The 14,786-nt window shown below is 69.0% G+C and carries 18 protein-coding genes (1 of these 18 only partly in view); 8 read left to right on the top strand and 10 right to left on the bottom strand.

Translation table 11 applies throughout. The features are described from left to right. Together M2351_RS01300 and M2351_RS01295 are read right to left on the bottom strand one after the other, a co-directional pair. Positions 1–698 carry the 5' portion of a helix-turn-helix transcriptional regulator gene (locus M2351_RS01300; protein ID WP_264654369.1) on the bottom strand. It extends 196 nt beyond the left edge of the window, so 698 of the gene's 894 nt are visible here — the first part of the coding sequence; it begins with the start codon at positions 696–698; its stop codon lies off the left edge, out of view. Between the two features lie 131 nt (positions 699–829). Further along, positions 830–1,303, bottom strand: a complete 474-nt coding sequence (locus M2351_RS01295) for a DUF411 domain-containing protein (protein ID WP_264654368.1) — start codon at positions 1,301–1,303, stop codon at positions 830–832. Positions 1,304–1,627: 324 nt separating this feature from the next. On the opposite strand from M2351_RS01295, the gene M2351_RS01290 reads away from it, so the two are divergent. The 4 genes from M2351_RS01290 to M2351_RS01275 all read left to right on the top strand — a co-directional run bounded on the left by M2351_RS01290 (position 1,628) and on the right by M2351_RS01275 (position 4,766). Continuing rightward, positions 1,628–3,211, top strand: a complete 1,584-nt coding sequence (locus tag M2351_RS01290) for a diguanylate cyclase (protein ID WP_264654367.1) — start codon at positions 1,628–1,630, stop codon at positions 3,209–3,211. A 190-nt stretch (positions 3,212–3,401) separates the two neighbouring features. Next, the gene (locus M2351_RS01285) at positions 3,402–3,980 is read left to right on the top strand and encodes a hypothetical protein (RefSeq protein ID WP_264654366.1); all 579 of its coding nucleotides are present in this window, start codon (positions 3,402–3,404) and stop codon (positions 3,978–3,980) included. A gap of 11 nt (positions 3,981–3,991) precedes the next feature. Further along, positions 3,992–4,504: a hypothetical protein gene (locus M2351_RS01280; RefSeq protein ID WP_264654365.1), complete on the top strand. Its 513-nt coding sequence runs from the start codon at positions 3,992–3,994 to the stop codon at positions 4,502–4,504. Between the two features lie 139 nt (positions 4,505–4,643). Next, positions 4,644–4,766 carry a hypothetical protein gene (locus tag M2351_RS01275; protein WP_264654364.1) on the top strand — a complete coding sequence of 41 codons (123 nt, stop codon included), beginning with the start codon at positions 4,644–4,646 and terminating at the stop codon, positions 4,764–4,766. 81 nt (positions 4,767–4,847) lie between these two features. On the opposite strand, the gene pspC is transcribed toward M2351_RS01275, so the two are convergent. From pspC to M2351_RS01255, 4 genes are all read right to left on the bottom strand, one after another. Beyond that, positions 4,848–5,279 carry an envelope stress response membrane protein PspC gene (gene pspC / locus M2351_RS01270; RefSeq protein ID WP_264654363.1) on the bottom strand — a complete coding sequence of 144 codons (432 nt, stop codon included), beginning with the start codon at positions 5,277–5,279 and terminating at the stop codon, positions 4,848–4,850. Between the two features lie 19 nt (positions 5,280–5,298). Continuing rightward, on the bottom strand, positions 5,299–5,526 hold the full coding sequence (gene pspB, locus M2351_RS01265) for an envelope stress response membrane protein PspB (protein ID WP_264654362.1): 228 nt from the start codon (positions 5,524–5,526) through the stop codon (positions 5,299–5,301). 180 nt (positions 5,527–5,706) lie between these two features. Next, a complete protein-coding gene (gene pspA, locus M2351_RS01260; RefSeq protein WP_264654361.1) occupies positions 5,707–6,378 on the bottom strand; it encodes a phage shock protein PspA in 672 nt (223 codons plus the stop codon). A 19-nt stretch (positions 6,379–6,397) separates the two neighbouring features. Further along, complete coding sequence (locus M2351_RS01255) at positions 6,398–6,544, bottom strand: hypothetical protein (RefSeq protein ID WP_264654360.1); 147 nt, start codon at positions 6,542–6,544, stop codon at positions 6,398–6,400. Between the two features lie 166 nt (positions 6,545–6,710). On the opposite strand from M2351_RS01255, the gene pspF reads away from it, so the two are divergent. Continuing rightward, entirely contained in the window at positions 6,711–7,709 is a 999-nt protein-coding gene (gene pspF, locus M2351_RS01250) for a phage shock protein operon transcriptional activator (protein ID WP_264654359.1), read from the top strand. 23 nt (positions 7,710–7,732) lie between these two features. Here pspF and M2351_RS01245 read toward each other — a convergent pair whose 3' ends face one another. Further along, entirely contained in the window at positions 7,733–8,044 is a 312-nt protein-coding gene (locus M2351_RS01245; protein WP_264654358.1) for a polyhydroxyalkanoic acid system family protein, read from the bottom strand. 205 nt (positions 8,045–8,249) lie between these two features. Between M2351_RS01245 and M2351_RS01240 the strand changes: the two genes are divergently transcribed. Then, on the top strand, positions 8,250–10,433 hold the full coding sequence (locus M2351_RS01240) for a transglycosylase domain-containing protein (protein ID WP_264654357.1): 2,184 nt from the start codon (positions 8,250–8,252) through the stop codon (positions 10,431–10,433). On the opposite strand, the gene M2351_RS01235 is transcribed toward M2351_RS01240, so the two are convergent. From M2351_RS01235 to bla, 3 genes are all read right to left on the bottom strand, one after another. Further along, a complete protein-coding gene (locus M2351_RS01235) occupies positions 10,430–11,686 on the bottom strand; it encodes a BaiN/RdsA family NAD(P)/FAD-dependent oxidoreductase (protein WP_264654356.1) in 1,257 nt (418 codons plus the stop codon). The two genes, M2351_RS01240 and M2351_RS01235, sit on opposite strands and share 4 nt — an antisense overlap. A 267-nt stretch (positions 11,687–11,953) precedes the next feature. Continuing rightward, positions 11,954–12,217 carry a hypothetical protein gene (locus M2351_RS01230; protein ID WP_209770602.1) on the bottom strand — a complete coding sequence of 88 codons (264 nt, stop codon included), beginning with the start codon at positions 12,215–12,217 and terminating at the stop codon, positions 11,954–11,956. Positions 12,218–12,392: 175 nt separating this feature from the next. Continuing rightward, positions 12,393–13,316 (bottom strand): class A beta-lactamase, encoded by a 924-nt coding sequence (bla, locus tag M2351_RS01225; protein WP_264654355.1) that lies wholly within the window; start codon positions 13,314–13,316, stop codon positions 12,393–12,395. A gap of 149 nt (positions 13,317–13,465) precedes the next feature. On the opposite strand from bla, the gene M2351_RS01220 reads away from it, so the two are divergent. Together M2351_RS01220 and M2351_RS01215 are read left to right on the top strand one after the other, a co-directional pair. Beyond that, positions 13,466–14,353 carry a LysR family transcriptional regulator gene (locus M2351_RS01220; protein ID WP_264654354.1) on the top strand — a complete coding sequence of 296 codons (888 nt, stop codon included), beginning with the start codon at positions 13,466–13,468 and terminating at the stop codon, positions 14,351–14,353. 55 nt (positions 14,354–14,408) lie between these two features. Beyond that, positions 14,409–14,726, top strand: a complete 318-nt coding sequence (locus M2351_RS01215; protein WP_264654353.1) for an antibiotic biosynthesis monooxygenase family protein — start codon at positions 14,409–14,411, stop codon at positions 14,724–14,726. The last annotated feature ends 60 nt before the right edge of the window (positions 14,727–14,786 follow it).

The following is a 14,786-nucleotide window of genomic DNA, read 5'->3' as shown; positions in this document are numbered from 1 at the left end:
GCCACGGAGCGGATGGCGAGCCCCGCGTCAGCTTGGCCGTTGAGCACCGCAAGCCCGACGTCGGTTTCCACCCGCACCGGCCGCTCCAACGCGGCGAGGTCGGGCCAGCGCAGCCCGGCCTCCGCGACGAGCTGGTCGAAGAGCGTCTGCGCGCCGGTTTCCGGCGGACGCCGTACGAGGCGCGCGCCCGACCGGGCGAGATCGGCGATGCCTTGGATGCCCATCGGGTTCCCGGCGGCGACCACCAGCCCCTGCTCCCGCCGCGCCCATTCCAGCACGACGACGTCGCGGTCGCCGAGCCGCCGTTCGACCAAAGGGATGTTGTAGACGCCGGACACCGCGTCGCGGACGTGCAGGCCGCAGGCGACCGCCGCGCCTTCGGCCAGCCGTTCCACCCCGGTGAGGCTGCCACCGCCCATCAGCGCCAAGCCACAGCGGGACTCATCCACACACCATTCCAGCAGCGGGTCGTGGCTGCCGGCGATCACGGGGGGAGCGGCGGTCCGCAGGGGGGCGGCGGCGTCGCGATGGACGCTTTCCCGAGCGGACAGCCAGCGGTCGATCTGATCCCTGGGGAACAGCCATTTGCCGCCGACGCGGGTGCAGGGGATGTCGCCCCGCTGCACCAGATCGTAAATCTTGCGCTGCTTCAGGCGCAGGTAATCCGCGACCTCGCGCGTGTTGAGCAGCTCGACCACCAAGTCCCTCCCCCCAAGCATCCCGCCCTTGTCCGTCGGTCGGGGCCCATCCAATTATGGTGGGCCGATTATGATGGGAGGGGGCGCGTTTGCAAGACGCGGACTCGGCCGTTCTGACTCGGCCGTTCCCTTCAGCGCTGTTCGTAGACTGAGCTGCCGGTGGGCGCGCCGAACAGGACCACCGCGTAGGGCTCCTTGACGCCCGTCTCCATGCCCGGCGCCCCCTGGGGCATTCCCGGCACGGCGAGGCCCTTGGCCGACGGCCGCTCTTGCAGCAGGCGCGCGACGCTGTCGGCCGGGACGTGGCCTTCAAGGATGTAGCCGTCCACGACCGCGGTGTGGCAGGAGCGGAGCGAGGCGGGCACACCAAGCCGGTCCTTCACCGGATCGACTTCGTCCAGTTCATGCACCGTGACCATGTAGCCGGCGTCGCGCATGTGGCGGACCCAGCCTTCGCAGCAGCCGCAGGACGCCGATTTCCACACGCTCACCTCGGCGGCCTTGGCGGACGCCGCGCCGACCGCTCCGCGCGCGGCGACCGCCAGGGCGCCGACCGACAGGCTGGCCGTCAGGGCTTTTACGAACGTGCGACGATTCAGTTCCATGGTCACAATCCCAGAAGGTCATTCCGGCCCAGAAGGTCGTTCCGGCGCGAGACGCCCATCTTGATGCCCGTCAATCCCGGATGCGTTGATCACGCTCAATCAAATCGTTCAAGTGGCCGAATCGTTCAAGCGGCGCCTACCGGTCCGGAAAGCGGTCCAGGAAGGACCGAATTCGCCCCATCAGGATAACGAACCCGTTGCGTGCGTCATGTTGCATCGGTTACGGCTAAATGCTTGAGGGATGAACCACAGATCCATGCATGGATCGAGGGCAGGCGCGATCACGTGTTGATCCCGACCGGCCAAGCCGGACAAGACGCGCGCATGGGCTCCGACTTTCTGTTCATCGACGACGACCTGCTGCCGGATGCATCTCCGGAGCCGACCGCCTCCGAGGCGGAGCCGTGGCGCATCCTGGTCGTCGACGACGATGTCGAGGTGCACGCCGTCACGCGGCTGGCGCTGGGCGACCTGCGCTACAAGGGCCGGCGGCTGGAGCTGCTGGGCGCCATGTCGGCGGCGGAGGCGGCCGCGGTGCTTCGGGCCGAGGACAACATCGCCATCATCCTGCTGGACGTGGTGATGGAGACGGACGACGCCGGCCTGAAGCTGGTCCGCTTCATCCGCGAGGATCTCGGCAATCTGGCGATCCGCATCATCCTGCGCACCGGCCAGCCCGGCCAGGCGCCGGAGGAGGACGTCGTCCTCGCCTACGACATCAACGATTACAAGTCGAAGACCGAACTGACCGCCAAGAAGCTGTTCACGTCGGTGATCGCGGCGTTGCGCGCCTATTCGGACATCGTCGCTCTGGAAACCAACCGCCGCGGGTTGCAGCAGATCATCCAGTCGACCGACCGGCTGTTCGAAATGCGCTCCATGCGGCAGTTCGCGGCCGGCGTGCTGACTCAGCTTTCGGCCTTCCTGCGCGTGAAGCCCGACGCCATCCTCTGCGCCCAGCGCGGAACGCTTCATGACGACAGAACAGGCGGCGAAACGCCGGGCGACGCCGCCTGGAGCAGCGGCGCCCTGCCGGATGGATCGATCTATGTGCTGGCCGGTGTCGGTTCCTACGCCGAGGCGGCGGGACAAGCCGGCGCCGGGATCCCCGTGGACCTTGCGGATCGGATCGCCACCGCCTTCCGCAGCCGCCAGAGCCATTACGGCCAGAACGAGACGACCTTGTTCATCCGCGTGCCGGACGGAAACGAGGTCGCCGCCTGGATCCACACCGACCGTCCGCTGGACGAGGTGGACCGTGGCTTGGTCGAGGTGTTCGCCTCCAAGATCGCCATCAGCTTCGCCAACGTCAGCCTGTACGAACGGCTGCGGGAAGCGAACGAGACGCTGGAGGCGCGCGTGGCCGAGCGCACCCGCGCCCTGGAGGATGCCAACGCCAAGCTGGAACGGCTGGCCACCGTCGACCCGCTGACCGCCGTGTGGAACCGCCGGCATTTCCTGGAACTCGCCGGGGCGGAGCTGGGCCGGGCGCGGCGCCATGGGCGCAGGCTCAGCGTGTTCCTGCTCGACCTCGACCATTTCAAGGCGGTGAACGACGGTTATGGCCACGCCGCCGGTGACGAGGTTCTGCGGGTCGCCGTGAGCCGCGCGCGGGAGGCGCTGCGCACCTCCGACCAGATCGCGCGGTTCGGCGGCGAGGAGTTCGCCATCCTGCTGCCGGAAACCGACCTCGCCGGCGCCCACGTCGTCGCCGAGCGCGTTCGCGCAGCCATCGCCGGCGCGCCGGTCGCGGTGGAGGGCCGGGCCGTCCCGATCACCGGGAGCCTGGGCGTGGCGGAGTGGGACGGGGCCGAACCGTCCATCGAGCAGACCCTGCGGCGCGCCGACACCGCACTCTATGACGCCAAGCAGGCCGGCCGAAATCGGGTGTGCGCGGCAACGCCGTAACACCGGAACTGTGCTGCCGGTTTCATGGATTCCCGCATTCCGACAGCATTGTTTCGCGGTCGACTACGAAGCTTGCGAAGCGCTGCGGTGGTGCACATGGGCGTTGAATGGTCCAACACCCTGGTTTACCTGTAGCGCATCCCACACCCGAATGGCGTAGGCCCCAGGCGCACGGATCAGGTCCAGGCCCATGTGGAACGAGTATGCCCAGGCCCTTTTCACCGCGTTTGCGCTGTCCGGCATCGCGTTCGGCATCGGCAAGGCGGCGATCGTGCTCGGCGAGCGCGCCATCGAGCGGCGGCACGGCACCGGCGGCGTGCGCGAGGTGATCGCCCGGCGCGCCAAGCTGGAGAGCCGGCTGGAGGCCCGCAAGGAGCAGCGCGCCGCGGAATTGCGCAAGGTCGACGAGGAAACCCGCGACCTGCTGCGCCGCCGGCAAGCGTTGGAACGGCAGCTGAGGGACGCGCAGCAGTCCGGCAACCAGCTCGTCCGTCTCATCGGCGAGGAGCTGGCGGGCACGCCCTGCTACATCGCCCAGGTGGTGAACAAGTATGTGGGATCCACCACCCAGCAGAAGCAGCACGCCTTCATCGACTCCTCCTGGGCGCTGCCCCAGACGATGGAGGTTTGGGCGCGCACCATGCCGGTCGCGCGGTCGGAGATCGAGCGGCGCTACCCTCCCGCGTTCGGCTATGTCGTCCTACGGCTGCAGGACGCGCGGACGGGGAAGCGGACGGACGACGACGCCCCTGTCGCGAAGGCAAGCTGAGGACACCCGACATGCCCTACCTTTTCGCGGTCCTGGTTGGCGTGGCGTCCCTGGCCTTCGCCCTGGCCCTGGCCATGCGACGCCTGAAGACGGCCGAGGACCGCATCGTCAACGCCGTGGCCCGAAAGCAGGCGCAGGTGGAACGGCTGCGCCGCACCGCCCGGGGCACGCTCCAGCAGGCGCGGGACCTGCGCGACGCACGACGCCGCGAGGCGTCGATCGAACTCGCCTGCGAGGACCTGGAGCAGCGCCTGAAGGCGAGCAACGCGACGGATCGCCGGGTCTATGTCATGGACGACCGCCACACGCCGGCCGACCTCGGCTGGATGGTGACGGTGGCAAACCCGGACTATGCAGGCCGCGTCAACGTCGACCTCGACCCGGACGCGCGGGAACGTTGGAAGCGCGGCCGGCGCTTCCTGGTCTGGGGACTGGACGAAAAGAAGGCGCGGGAGAAGACGAACGCGCGCTATCCCGACCACAAGGGCTTCACCATCCGGGCGATCGGGCCGCACCTCGACTGACCGGCGGAAGGGTTGGCCGCGCCGGGTGGAGTTACTCCGCCGGTCGTTATCGGCCGGCCGGACGGTTGCCATCACCTCTTTTCGCTACCATGTGCATCTTACTTGCGTCATTCTGAGCAAGACAAGCGGAGGAGCCGTGATGGATCTCGATCTGGTTGTGCTCGTTGGTGCGATGGCCGCGGCCCTCGCCGGTCTTGCCGCAGCCCGCCCGGCTATGAAGCCGGTGCGCGTTCGCAGTCGGGACCGCCGCCGCCAGCGCTGATTTCAGCGCCGGCCCACGGCGGTCACCGGCCGGCAATGGAGGCCGAGTGATGGCGGCCAGGGGACGGTTTCATGCCCGCGGTCAGCGATCCAGGTCGCGGATCGCGCGGTTGAGTTCGAACTCCTTGGAGGCGACGTAGGCTTCCAAGCTTCCCACGCGCTTATCAAAGTCGCGAAAGCGTTGCGTCAAGCCGGCCAGGGTGCGGTCTGGCTTGATGGACACGCCCCGCCAGAAGGCTTCCTCGTCCGGGTTGCTGTACAGCCGCGGCGGCTTGACGGGCAGCGCCAGGACGGCGATCACATAGCCCAGGATCAGCGGCGGCGCGAAGAAGAACAGCCCCAGCGCGAAGGCTAGCCGCACCAGGATCGGTTGAATCCCGAAATAATCCGCGACACCGGCGCACACGCCGCCGATCACGCCGTTCTGCGGATCGCGGTAGAGCTTGTGCGGGTTCGGCGAGTCATACGGTGACGACGGCTGGGACGACGCGGAATGCCGCGTAGAGCGGTCCATGGGAACCTCTCCTGTCAGGTTAGATTTTGTTGCGCCAGTTGGGCGCCTCGGCATCGAGCACCCGTTCCAGCGCGTGGATGCGGCCCTCCAGCCGGTTGGCGATCTCCCACAGTTCGGCCAGAAGGCGTTCGTCCTGCGCGGACAGCCCGCGCTGGGAGCGCCACTTGGTGATGTAGTGGAAGATGATCCACAGCGGTGCCACCACGGTCATGAACAGCACCGCGAGCACGAAGCCGAAACCGCTCATCAAGGGTCAAGCCTTTCTTGTTCTGGTTGAGCCAGGATCGGGAAGATAACTTCCGAACGAAAGCCTCGGGAAGAAAACCGCAGGCCGGGTGGGGCGCAGGCGGAACCCGGCGGGGCGAGACGCGGGGGCGTGCCGGGCTCGTCTGCCGGCCCATCCCGGCCTGCGGTGCGGCTGAAATGATCAGCCTTCCCGACGGGCGGCGACCCGCGCCTTCAGCGCGGCCAACTCGTCCTGCACCTTCTTGTCGGCTTCCAGCTCCGCGATCTCCTCGCTCAGCGTCTTGGTGCGGCCGACGTCGTAGGCTTCGACACGGCCTTCCAGCTCGTCGAGGTTCTTTTCCACCTGCTCGAAGCGGGAGAAGGCGTCGTTGATGCGCTCGTCGTGCAGGGTGGAGCGGACGCGGACCCGGTTCGCGGCGGTCTGCGTGCGGGCGACCAGCGCCTTTTCACGGTTCTTGGCGTCGGTCAGCTTGGCCTGCAGACGGCCGATGTCCTCGTTGGCCTTGGACAGCGCCTCCTCGATCTGGACCATCTGCTGCGTCAGGACCTCCGCCTCGTCGGCGGCCTTGGACTTGGCCTTCAGCGCCTCGCGGGCGAGATCCTCGCGGTTGTGGCTGAGCGCGACCTCAGCCTTGCGGTCCCAGTCGTCGCGCTCGCGGTTCAGATTGGCGACGCGGCGCTCAACCTCCTTCTTCTCGGCGATGATCTTCACCGTGGAGGACCGCACCTCGACGAGCGTGTCCTCCATCTCCTGGATGATCAGGCGGATCAGCTTCTCGGGATCCTCGGCGCGATCGAGCAGAGAGTTCAGGTTGGACTGCACGATGTCCGTCAGGCGCGAAAAGATGCTCATGGTTTTTTCTCTGTGTTTGTCAGCCGAGGATCGTCGCGACCAGAAGGCCGGCGGCGAAGAACACCCAGCTCTCGGTCGGGCGGGTGCTGAGGTAGGTGCGGACGCGCGCCACCAGGGGGCGGGCCTCCTGGGTGTAGCGGCGGTGATAGTCGCTGTAATGGCTCATCAGGGTCTCCATAACCTTGGCCCATGGGATCGCAAAGCGCGTGCCAATCCCGATGGCGGCCGCGAAGCCCCGCGGTTGCTGGGGTCCGACGCACGACGCCGGCCTTTGCAGTTCGCGCTTCCTGCCATACATTGGCGAAATTGACGAACCATTCGCCAAAACCGCGATGACACAGAACCCACCGCCGCTGCTGGGGGAGTCCCCAGCCTTCCACGCCGTGCTCGCCCACGTCTCCCGCGTGGCCCCGCTGGAACGGCCGCTCCTCATCATCGGGGAGCGGGGCACCGGCAAGGAGCTGGTGGCCGCCCGCCTGCATTATCTGTCCCGGCGGTGGGACCGCCCCTTCGTCAAGGTGAACTGCGCCGCCCTGCCGGAGACGCTGTTGGATTCGGAGCTGTTCGGGCACGAGGCCGGGGCCTTCACCGGCGCGGTGCGCCGCCAGATCGGCCGGATCGAGCAGGCCGACACCGGTACCCTGTTCCTGGACGAGATCGCCACCGCCAGCCCCGCCGTGCAGGAGAAGCTGCTGCGCGCCGTCGAGTATGGGGAAATCGAGCGCGTCGGCGGGCGAACGCAGACTGTGGACGTGCGGGTGATCGGCGCCACCAACGCCGACCTGCCGGCGCTGGCCGAGGCCGGGAGGTTCCGCGCCGACCTTCTGGACCGGCTGGCCTTCGACGTCGTCACCCTGCCGCCGCTGCGCGCCCGGCGGGAGGACATCCCCCGGCTGGCCGAGCATTTCGCGCTGGGCATGGTGCGGGAACTGGGCCGGCCGCTGTTCCCCGGATTCACGCCGCAGGCGATGGACCAGCTGCTCGGCCACGGCTGGCCCGGCAACGTGCGCGAGCTGCGCAACGCGGTCGAGCGCGCCGTGGCGGCGTCGGACCCGGAGGCGCCGGTGGACGAGGTCACCCTCGACCCCTTCGCCTCTCCCTGGCGCCCGGCGGCCCCGGCGCCCGCGTCAGCGCCGCCGGAGCCCACGGAGGAGGATGCCGAACCGTCTCCGGACGACTTCCAGGAACAGGTGCGGGCCTTCGAGGCCGGCCTGCTGCGCACCGCCCTGGAGAAAAGCCGCTTCAACCAGCGCCAGACCGCCCAGTCGCTCGGCCTCGGCTACCACCAGCTGCGCGGGCTTCTGAAGAAGCACGGGCTTATCGGCGGGTAGAACCTAAGCGCCCCTGTCTCCGGTCACTTCTTCTCCAGCATCAGCGTGCCCTGCTGCTGGATGCGGTCCTTCACCTTGTTCGCCAACATGCCCAGCGCCCAGGGAAGCTGCACCTCCACGTTGACGCAGTCGTCCTGCACGTCGATGAAGCCGGTGACCGTCTGGGCCGCCGCGACCACGCGGAAGTCCATCCGGTCGTCGGTCCAGTGGTCGTCCATGCTGGACGCCACCGCGCTGAGGTAGGAGCGGGCCTGGCCCACGCCCTCCGACAGACGCCTTTTCGCCTCGTCCCGGCCCAGCTGGTGGGGGATGGTCAGGGTGAGCGGCTTGGACATGAAAACCTTCTCCGCATCGTCAACGAACATTCGACAGGACAACAGCGCAGGTGGCGTTTTCTTCCACCCCCGTCGTTTCTCTGCAACGGTCCTAAGACAAATCTTGTCCGAATTGCGGCCGCCCTTTCGTGGTAGGGCGCCCGCGGCGTATAGACGCAATCTGGGATGTCATTGGGGGCCCAGGAATGGGAGCCGGGAGCGCGCCGTGAGCAACGATCGACCGGGTGACCTGTTTGCTGGGCCGCGCTCCGTCCAGTCTCGCGAGGACGAACCGTCCTTGCGCCCCAAGCTGCCGAAATTGCCGAAGCTTCCGAAGCTGCCCGAACGCCAGCCGGAGCCGCCGCGCGCGGCCAAGCCACCCAAGCCCCCAAAGCAGGCCAAGCCGGCGCGCAAGGCGAGCGGGGGCGGTGCGCGGCGGTCGATCCTGCGCTCGCTTGTCAACGCCGCGCTGGTGGCCGCCGTCTGGCTGGGCGTCGCGGTCGGCGCGGTGCTGGCATGGTTCGCGCTGGATCTGCCGGACATCTCCAAGGTCGCGCAGTTCGAACGGCGCGCCTCGGTTACCGTGCTGGCCGCGGACGGCACGGAGTTCGCACGGTTCGGCGACCTGTACGGCACGACGCTCAGCGTGAAGGACCTGCCGCCGAACCTCGTGAACGCGGTGCTGGCCATCGAGGACCGACGCTTCTACTCCCATTTCGGCGTCGATCCCATCGGCCTTGCCCGTGCGGTCTACGTCAACTGGCGGTCGGGGCGGTCGGCGCAGGGCGGCTCCACCATCACGCAGCAGCTCGCCAAGAACCTGTTCCTGACGCCCGAGAAGTCGCTGAAGCGCAAGATCCAGGAGGCCATGCTGGCGCTCTGGCTGGAGCACCGCTTCACCAAGGACCAGATCCTCACCGCCTACCTGAACCGCGTGTATCTGGGCGCCGGCACCTTCGGCGTGGACGCGGCGTCGCGGACCTACTTCGGCAAGCCCGCCACCCAGCTGGAGCTGCGCGAGGCGGCGATCATCGCCGGCCTGCTGAAGGCGCCGTCCCGCTATTCCCCCAACTCCAACCCCAACGAGGCGGCGGAGCGCTCGCGCGTCGTGCTGATGGCCATGGCGGATGCCGGTTTCATCACCGCGCAGGAGGCGGAGACCGCGCGCACCACCCCGCTGGGGCCGAAGCGCAAGCCGGGCGGCGACGGCCGCTACTTTGCCGACTGGGTGACCGATCTGGTGAACGGCTTCATCGGTCCGGACCATGGCGACGTCGTGGTCCGCACCACGCTGGACCTGAAGATCCAGCGGGCGGCCGAGCAGCGGCTGGAGGAGATCCTGGCCGGACCGGGCGCCGCCGCCAACGCGCGGCAGGGCGCCGTCGTCGCCATGACCCCGGACGGGGCGGTGCGCGCGCTGGTCGGCGGCCGGGACTACGACAACAGCGAGTTCAACCGGGCGACCCAGGCGCTGCGCCAGCCCGGATCCTCCTTCAAGCCCTTCGTCTATCTGGCGGCGCTGGAGTCCGGCTGGTCGCCGGACAGCCCAGTGGAGGACGGCCCGATCCGCATCGGCAACTGGAGCCCCGGCAACTACGAGGGCAAGTTCCGCGGCACCATCACCATGGCCAACGCGCTGGCCTATTCGTCCAACACCGCCACCGTCCGGATCATCGAGCGGGTCGGGGTGGAGCGGGTGCGCAAGATCGCCGCTGGCCTCGGCATCAGCTCACCCATCGGCAAGGACCTGTCGCTGGCGCTGGGCACCAGCGAGGTGAACCTGCTGGAGCTGACCCGCGCCTACGCCGGCATCGCCAACCGCGGCGCGCCGGTCTGGCCCTACGCGATCGCCGAGATCCGGGACCGCGACGGCAACGTCCTGTACCGGCGGCAGAGCGGTGGCGCGGCGCCCGTGGTGGACCCGGTCCACGCGGTGCAGCTGACCCGCATGATGACCGGGGTCATCGAGTACGGCACCGGCAAGGCGGCCAAGCTCGACCGGCCGGCGGCAGCCAAGTCCGGCACCACCCAGGACTACCACGACGCCTGGTTCGTGGGCTTCACCGCCGACCTTGTGGCCGGGGTGTGGCTGGGCAACGACAACAACGACGAGATGAAGAAGGTCACCGGCGGGTCGCTGCCGGCCAAGGTCTGGCACGGCTTCATGATGGACGCCCACGCCGGCAAGCCGCCCCGCCCCCTGCCGGGGCTGGAGGGCGCCCCGACCTACGTCTCCGCCGGCATCCCGGAGCCGACCCGCCCCGCCCCGGCCGCCCCGCCGCGCGGCAGTTCCGGTGGGGGTGTTGCGTCGGGCATCGGTTCCCTGATCGACAAGCTGACCGGCGGTGGCGGCCCTGGCGGCGGCACCGCGCCGCGGGTCCAGTACGATTACGGGAACCAGATGCGTTAAGGGGTCCCCAGGTACCCCAACATCCCCTTCCCTGTCCGCACGCCCATGGCGAAACAGCCCTGGAGGAGGTAGCCGCCGGTCGGCGCCTCCCAATCCAGCATTTCGCCGGCGACGAAGGTGCCCGGCAGGCGGGTCAGCATCAGGGCGTCGTCCACATCCCCAAAGCGGACGCCGCCCGCGGTGGAGATGGCGCGCTCGATCGGGCGGACGCCGGTCAGGATCACCGAAAGACCCTTGATGTGCCGGGCCAGCGCCGCTGGGTCGGAGAGGTCGGCGGCCGGCGCGAATTCCCGCAGCAGGGCGGTGCGCGGGCCGGTCAGGGAGAAGGACTTCTTCAGGAAGGTGGACAGCGACTCCGCCCCGCGCCGGCCCAGCCGCTTGGCAATCGCCGACTCCGTCTGTTCGGGCAGCAGGTCGAGCGTCAGGGTGGCCCAGCCCTCCCGCTCGATGGCGTCGCGCAGCGGGGCGCTCAACGCGTAGACGGCGCCGCCTTCGATGCCCGTCTCGGTGATGACGAACTCGCCCTTCAGGCGGCGGTCGCCGAAGGCGAGGCCGACGCTCTTCACCGGCTGGCCGGCGAAGCGCTCCCGCAGGTGATCGGACCAGGGCACCTCGAACCCCATGTTGGACGGGCGCAACGGCGCCGCCTCCACCCCACGGGCGGCCAGCAGCTCAGTCCAGGACCCGTCGGAACCCGTGCGCGGCCAACTCGCCCCGCCCAGCGCCAGCAGGGTGGCGCGCGGCGCCACGGTGCTCTCCCCGCCATCGGCGGCGCGGAAGCGCAAGGCGCCCTCCCCGTCCCAGCCGAGCCAGCGGTGCCGGGCGTGCAGCGTCACCCCCAGCCCGTCGAGGCGGCGCAGCCACGCGCGCACCAGCGTGGAGGCCTTCATCTGCACCGGGAAGACGCGCCCGCTGGAGCCGACGAAGGTCTCGATCCCCAACCCCTCCGCCCAGGCCCGCAGGTCGGCCGGCGAGAAGCCGGACAGCAGGTCGGCGAAGCGGCCGGCTTGCTCCCCATAGCGGGCGGTGAAGGCCTCGACCGGCTCGGAATGGGTGAGGTTCAGCCCGCCGCGCCCGGCCAGCAGCAGCTTGCGCGCCGGGGTCGGCATCTGTTCATAGACCGCGACCGTGCGCCCCGCGGAGGCGATCACCTCCGCCGCCATCAGCCCGGCCGGCCCGGCGCCGATGATGGCGACGTCGGGATTTTTTGGGGCCGTGTTGGGGGCCGTGTTGGGGGCCTGTTCCGTGGTCATCGGTGGGCCTCCGTGAAACGCCATGAAACACTATGAAACATCAAACGCGGTGATGTCGCACTGGCCCCCTCCCCCTGTCCTCTCCCCAGGGGGAAGTGGGGTGTGAAGGCTGCGGGCACCGTGGCGGATGGCGGTATGGGGGCGATGGCAATCACGGGCGGTCGGCTCGGCGGCAAAGAACGAATTGACTATATTCCTAACGCATCACGCGCGCGGGCGCAATTCCGGGGCGGCCCTGGAGGGAGCCGCCCCGGTGGGCGGGACCGGTCAGTCCTGCTCCTCCTCCTGGGCCACTTCGTCGGCGAGGTCGTTGGCCATGTCGGCGAAGTAGCCGGCGTCCACCTCCAGCCCGTTCTCCTCGCAGATCCGCATGAAGATGCGGTAGGCGTGCAGGATGGCGACGTCGAGGACGGCGAGGTCGCCTTCCTCGCTGTGCTTGTCGCTGACGCCCCGCTCCTGGAGCGTGCCGACGATGTCGTGCGAGGCGGCCTGAAGGACCGCTTCCATGGCTTGCTTGTGGAGTGTCGACATCGCGGGGTCCTCTTTCTCAAGTGGTCGTCGGCGTCACGGCCCCGGTTCCCGCGGCCCCCGTTCCAAGGGAGGGCACCGCGAGCACCGGGTCCGTGAGGAAAACCCCTCTTAGCAGCTTCGGGTTCACGCCGCAGCGATCATTCCGCGGACGGAGCGAACCCACGGCATAAATCCGTCACACCCCCGCCGCGATCCGCCCGACCTCGGCGATCACGGCGTCGCGCCGGTCGGCGGGGATGGTGCTGTCGCGGTAATAGGCGGTCACCAGCAGCGGGCCGCCCTTTGCCGGCCAAGCCACCGCGATGTCGTTGGTCATGCCGCGCTGGCCGGTGCCGGTCTTGTCGCCCGCGCGCCAGTCCGCCGGGAAGCCGGCGCGCAGGCGCTTGCCGCCGGTGGAGGTGGCGACGGCCCAGTCGGCGAGTTGCTTGCGGGACGCTTCGCTGAGCGCGTCGCCGAACAGGGTGCGGCGCATGGTGTCGAGCATCGCATCGGGCGTGGTGGTGTCGCGCGGGTCGCCGGGGGTACCCTCGTTCAACTCCGGCTCCCAGCGGTCCAGCTGCGTGACCTCGTCGCCGATGGAGCGCAGCCAGGCGGTCAGGGCGGCCGGGCCGCCGAAGCTTTCCAGCAGGAGGTTGGCCGCCACGTTGTCGCTGAGCGTGATGGCGGCGTGGCACAGCTCCGCCACCGTCAGGCCGGAGCCGTCGGCGTGCTTCTCCGCCACCGGCGCGTAGGGGATGAGCTTGTCCTTGCCGTAGACAATGCGGCGGTCCAGCCGCTCCTGCCCGCGGTCCACGCGGGAGAGCACGAAGGCGCCGGCCAGCAGCTTGAAGGTGCTGCACATCGGAAAGCGCTCCGCGTTGCGGTGGCCGATGCGGGCGCCGGTCGCGAGGTTGAGCGCGGCGACGCCGAGCAGGCCGCCGTTCTTGCGCTCCAGCTCAGCAAGGCGGGCGGCAGCGTGGTCATCCTTTGGCGTGTTCTTGGGCGTTTGGGCCAGGGCGCCGCGCGCCAGGGTGGCGCCGAGGGTCATCGTGGTGGCGGCCATCAGGGCGCGGGACAGCGCCGCCCGGCGCGAGATCGACGTGGGCGTCTCGATGGGCATTTCGGTCCTCCGAACCTTTGGGTTTTTGGCTTTGGGATTTGGCTTTGAAAGTGCGAGGGCGCGCGCCGGTGAGGGCAAGATAGGGGCGGTTTGACCGGGGCCGCAAACCACGTTATTTCGGAGGAGCCATAAATTGAATTTGGGCATCCATGGTCCGGCCCCACCTGCCGCTCAACGCGTTGCGCGCCTTCGAAGCGTCGGCCCGGCACCTGAGCTTCACCCGCGCGGCGGTGGAACTGTGCGTCACCCAGGCGGCCGTCAGTCATCAGGTGAAGCTGCTGGAGACGCGGCTGAACGTCACGCTGTTCAAGCGCCTGCCGCGCGGCCTGATGATCACGCCGGAGGGTGAGGCGCTGCTGCCCGTGCTGCGCGACAGCTTCGACCGGATGGCCGACATGCTGGAGCGGTTCGAGGCCGGGCATGTCCGCGACGTGCTGATGATCGGCGCGGTCGGCACCTTCGCCGTGGGGTGGCTGCTGCCGCGCCTGCCCGACTTCCAGCAGAAGCACCCCTTCATCGAGCTGCGGCTGTCCACCAACAACAACCGCGTGGACATGGCGGCGGAGGGGCTGGACTACGCCATCCGCTTCGGCAACGGCGCCTGGCACGGGACGGAGGCGGTGCACCTGTTCCCCGCCCCGCTGTCGGTCCTGTGCATCCCGTCCATCGCCGATGGCCTGCGGGAGCCGGCGGACTTGGTGAACCACACGCTGCTGCGCTCCTACCGCACCGACGAGTGGACGGCCTGGTTCGCCGCGGCGGGCGTGGCCTTTCCGGCGCCATTGGCGAAGGGGATGGTGTTCGACAGCTCGCTCGCCATGATGCAGGCGGCCTTGCAGGGGGCGGGGGTGGCGCTGGCGCCGCCGCTGATGTTCGGGCGGGAACTGGCGTCGGGCGACATCCGGCAGCCCTTCGCCGTCACCGCGTCGGTCGGCAGCTATTGGCTGACGCACCTGAAATCGCGCTATCCCACGCCGGCCATGGCGGCTTTCCGGGATTGGATCCTGGAGGTGGCGGCCCTGGAGACGGCGGCGTAAGGCCCCAGATAGTGTCGGGCGTCACGACGACCGCATCAACCGAGGAGAAGCCGCCATGTACATCGCCATGAACCGCTTCAAGGTCCGGCCGGACGCGGAGCAGGATTTCGAGGAGGTCTGGCTGAACCGCGAGGTCCATCTGAACGCGGTGCCGGGCTTCGTGGAGTTCCACCTGCTGCGCGGCCCGCGCAAGGAGGACCACCGGCTCTACTCCTCCCACACCGTGTGGGCGTCGGAACAGCATTTCCTCGACTGGACCCGGTCGGAGGCCTTCCGCATGGCCCACAAGGGAGCGCAGGGCAACAAGCCGCTCTACCTCGGCCCGCCGGAGTTCGAGGGGTTCGAGGTGATCCAGACGGTGGAGAAAACGTAACATCGCTGACGCGCACAGTCCCCTCTCCCCCCTGGGGAGAGGGTTAGGGTGAGGGGGTCC

The sequence above is a fragment of the Azospirillum canadense genome (genome assembly GCF_025961225.1).
Lineage (GTDB): Bacteria > Pseudomonadota > Alphaproteobacteria > Azospirillales > Azospirillaceae > Azospirillum > Azospirillum canadense.
Note: the sequence above shows the minus strand (reverse complement) of the source record. Positions and strands in the feature narration are given on the sequence as shown.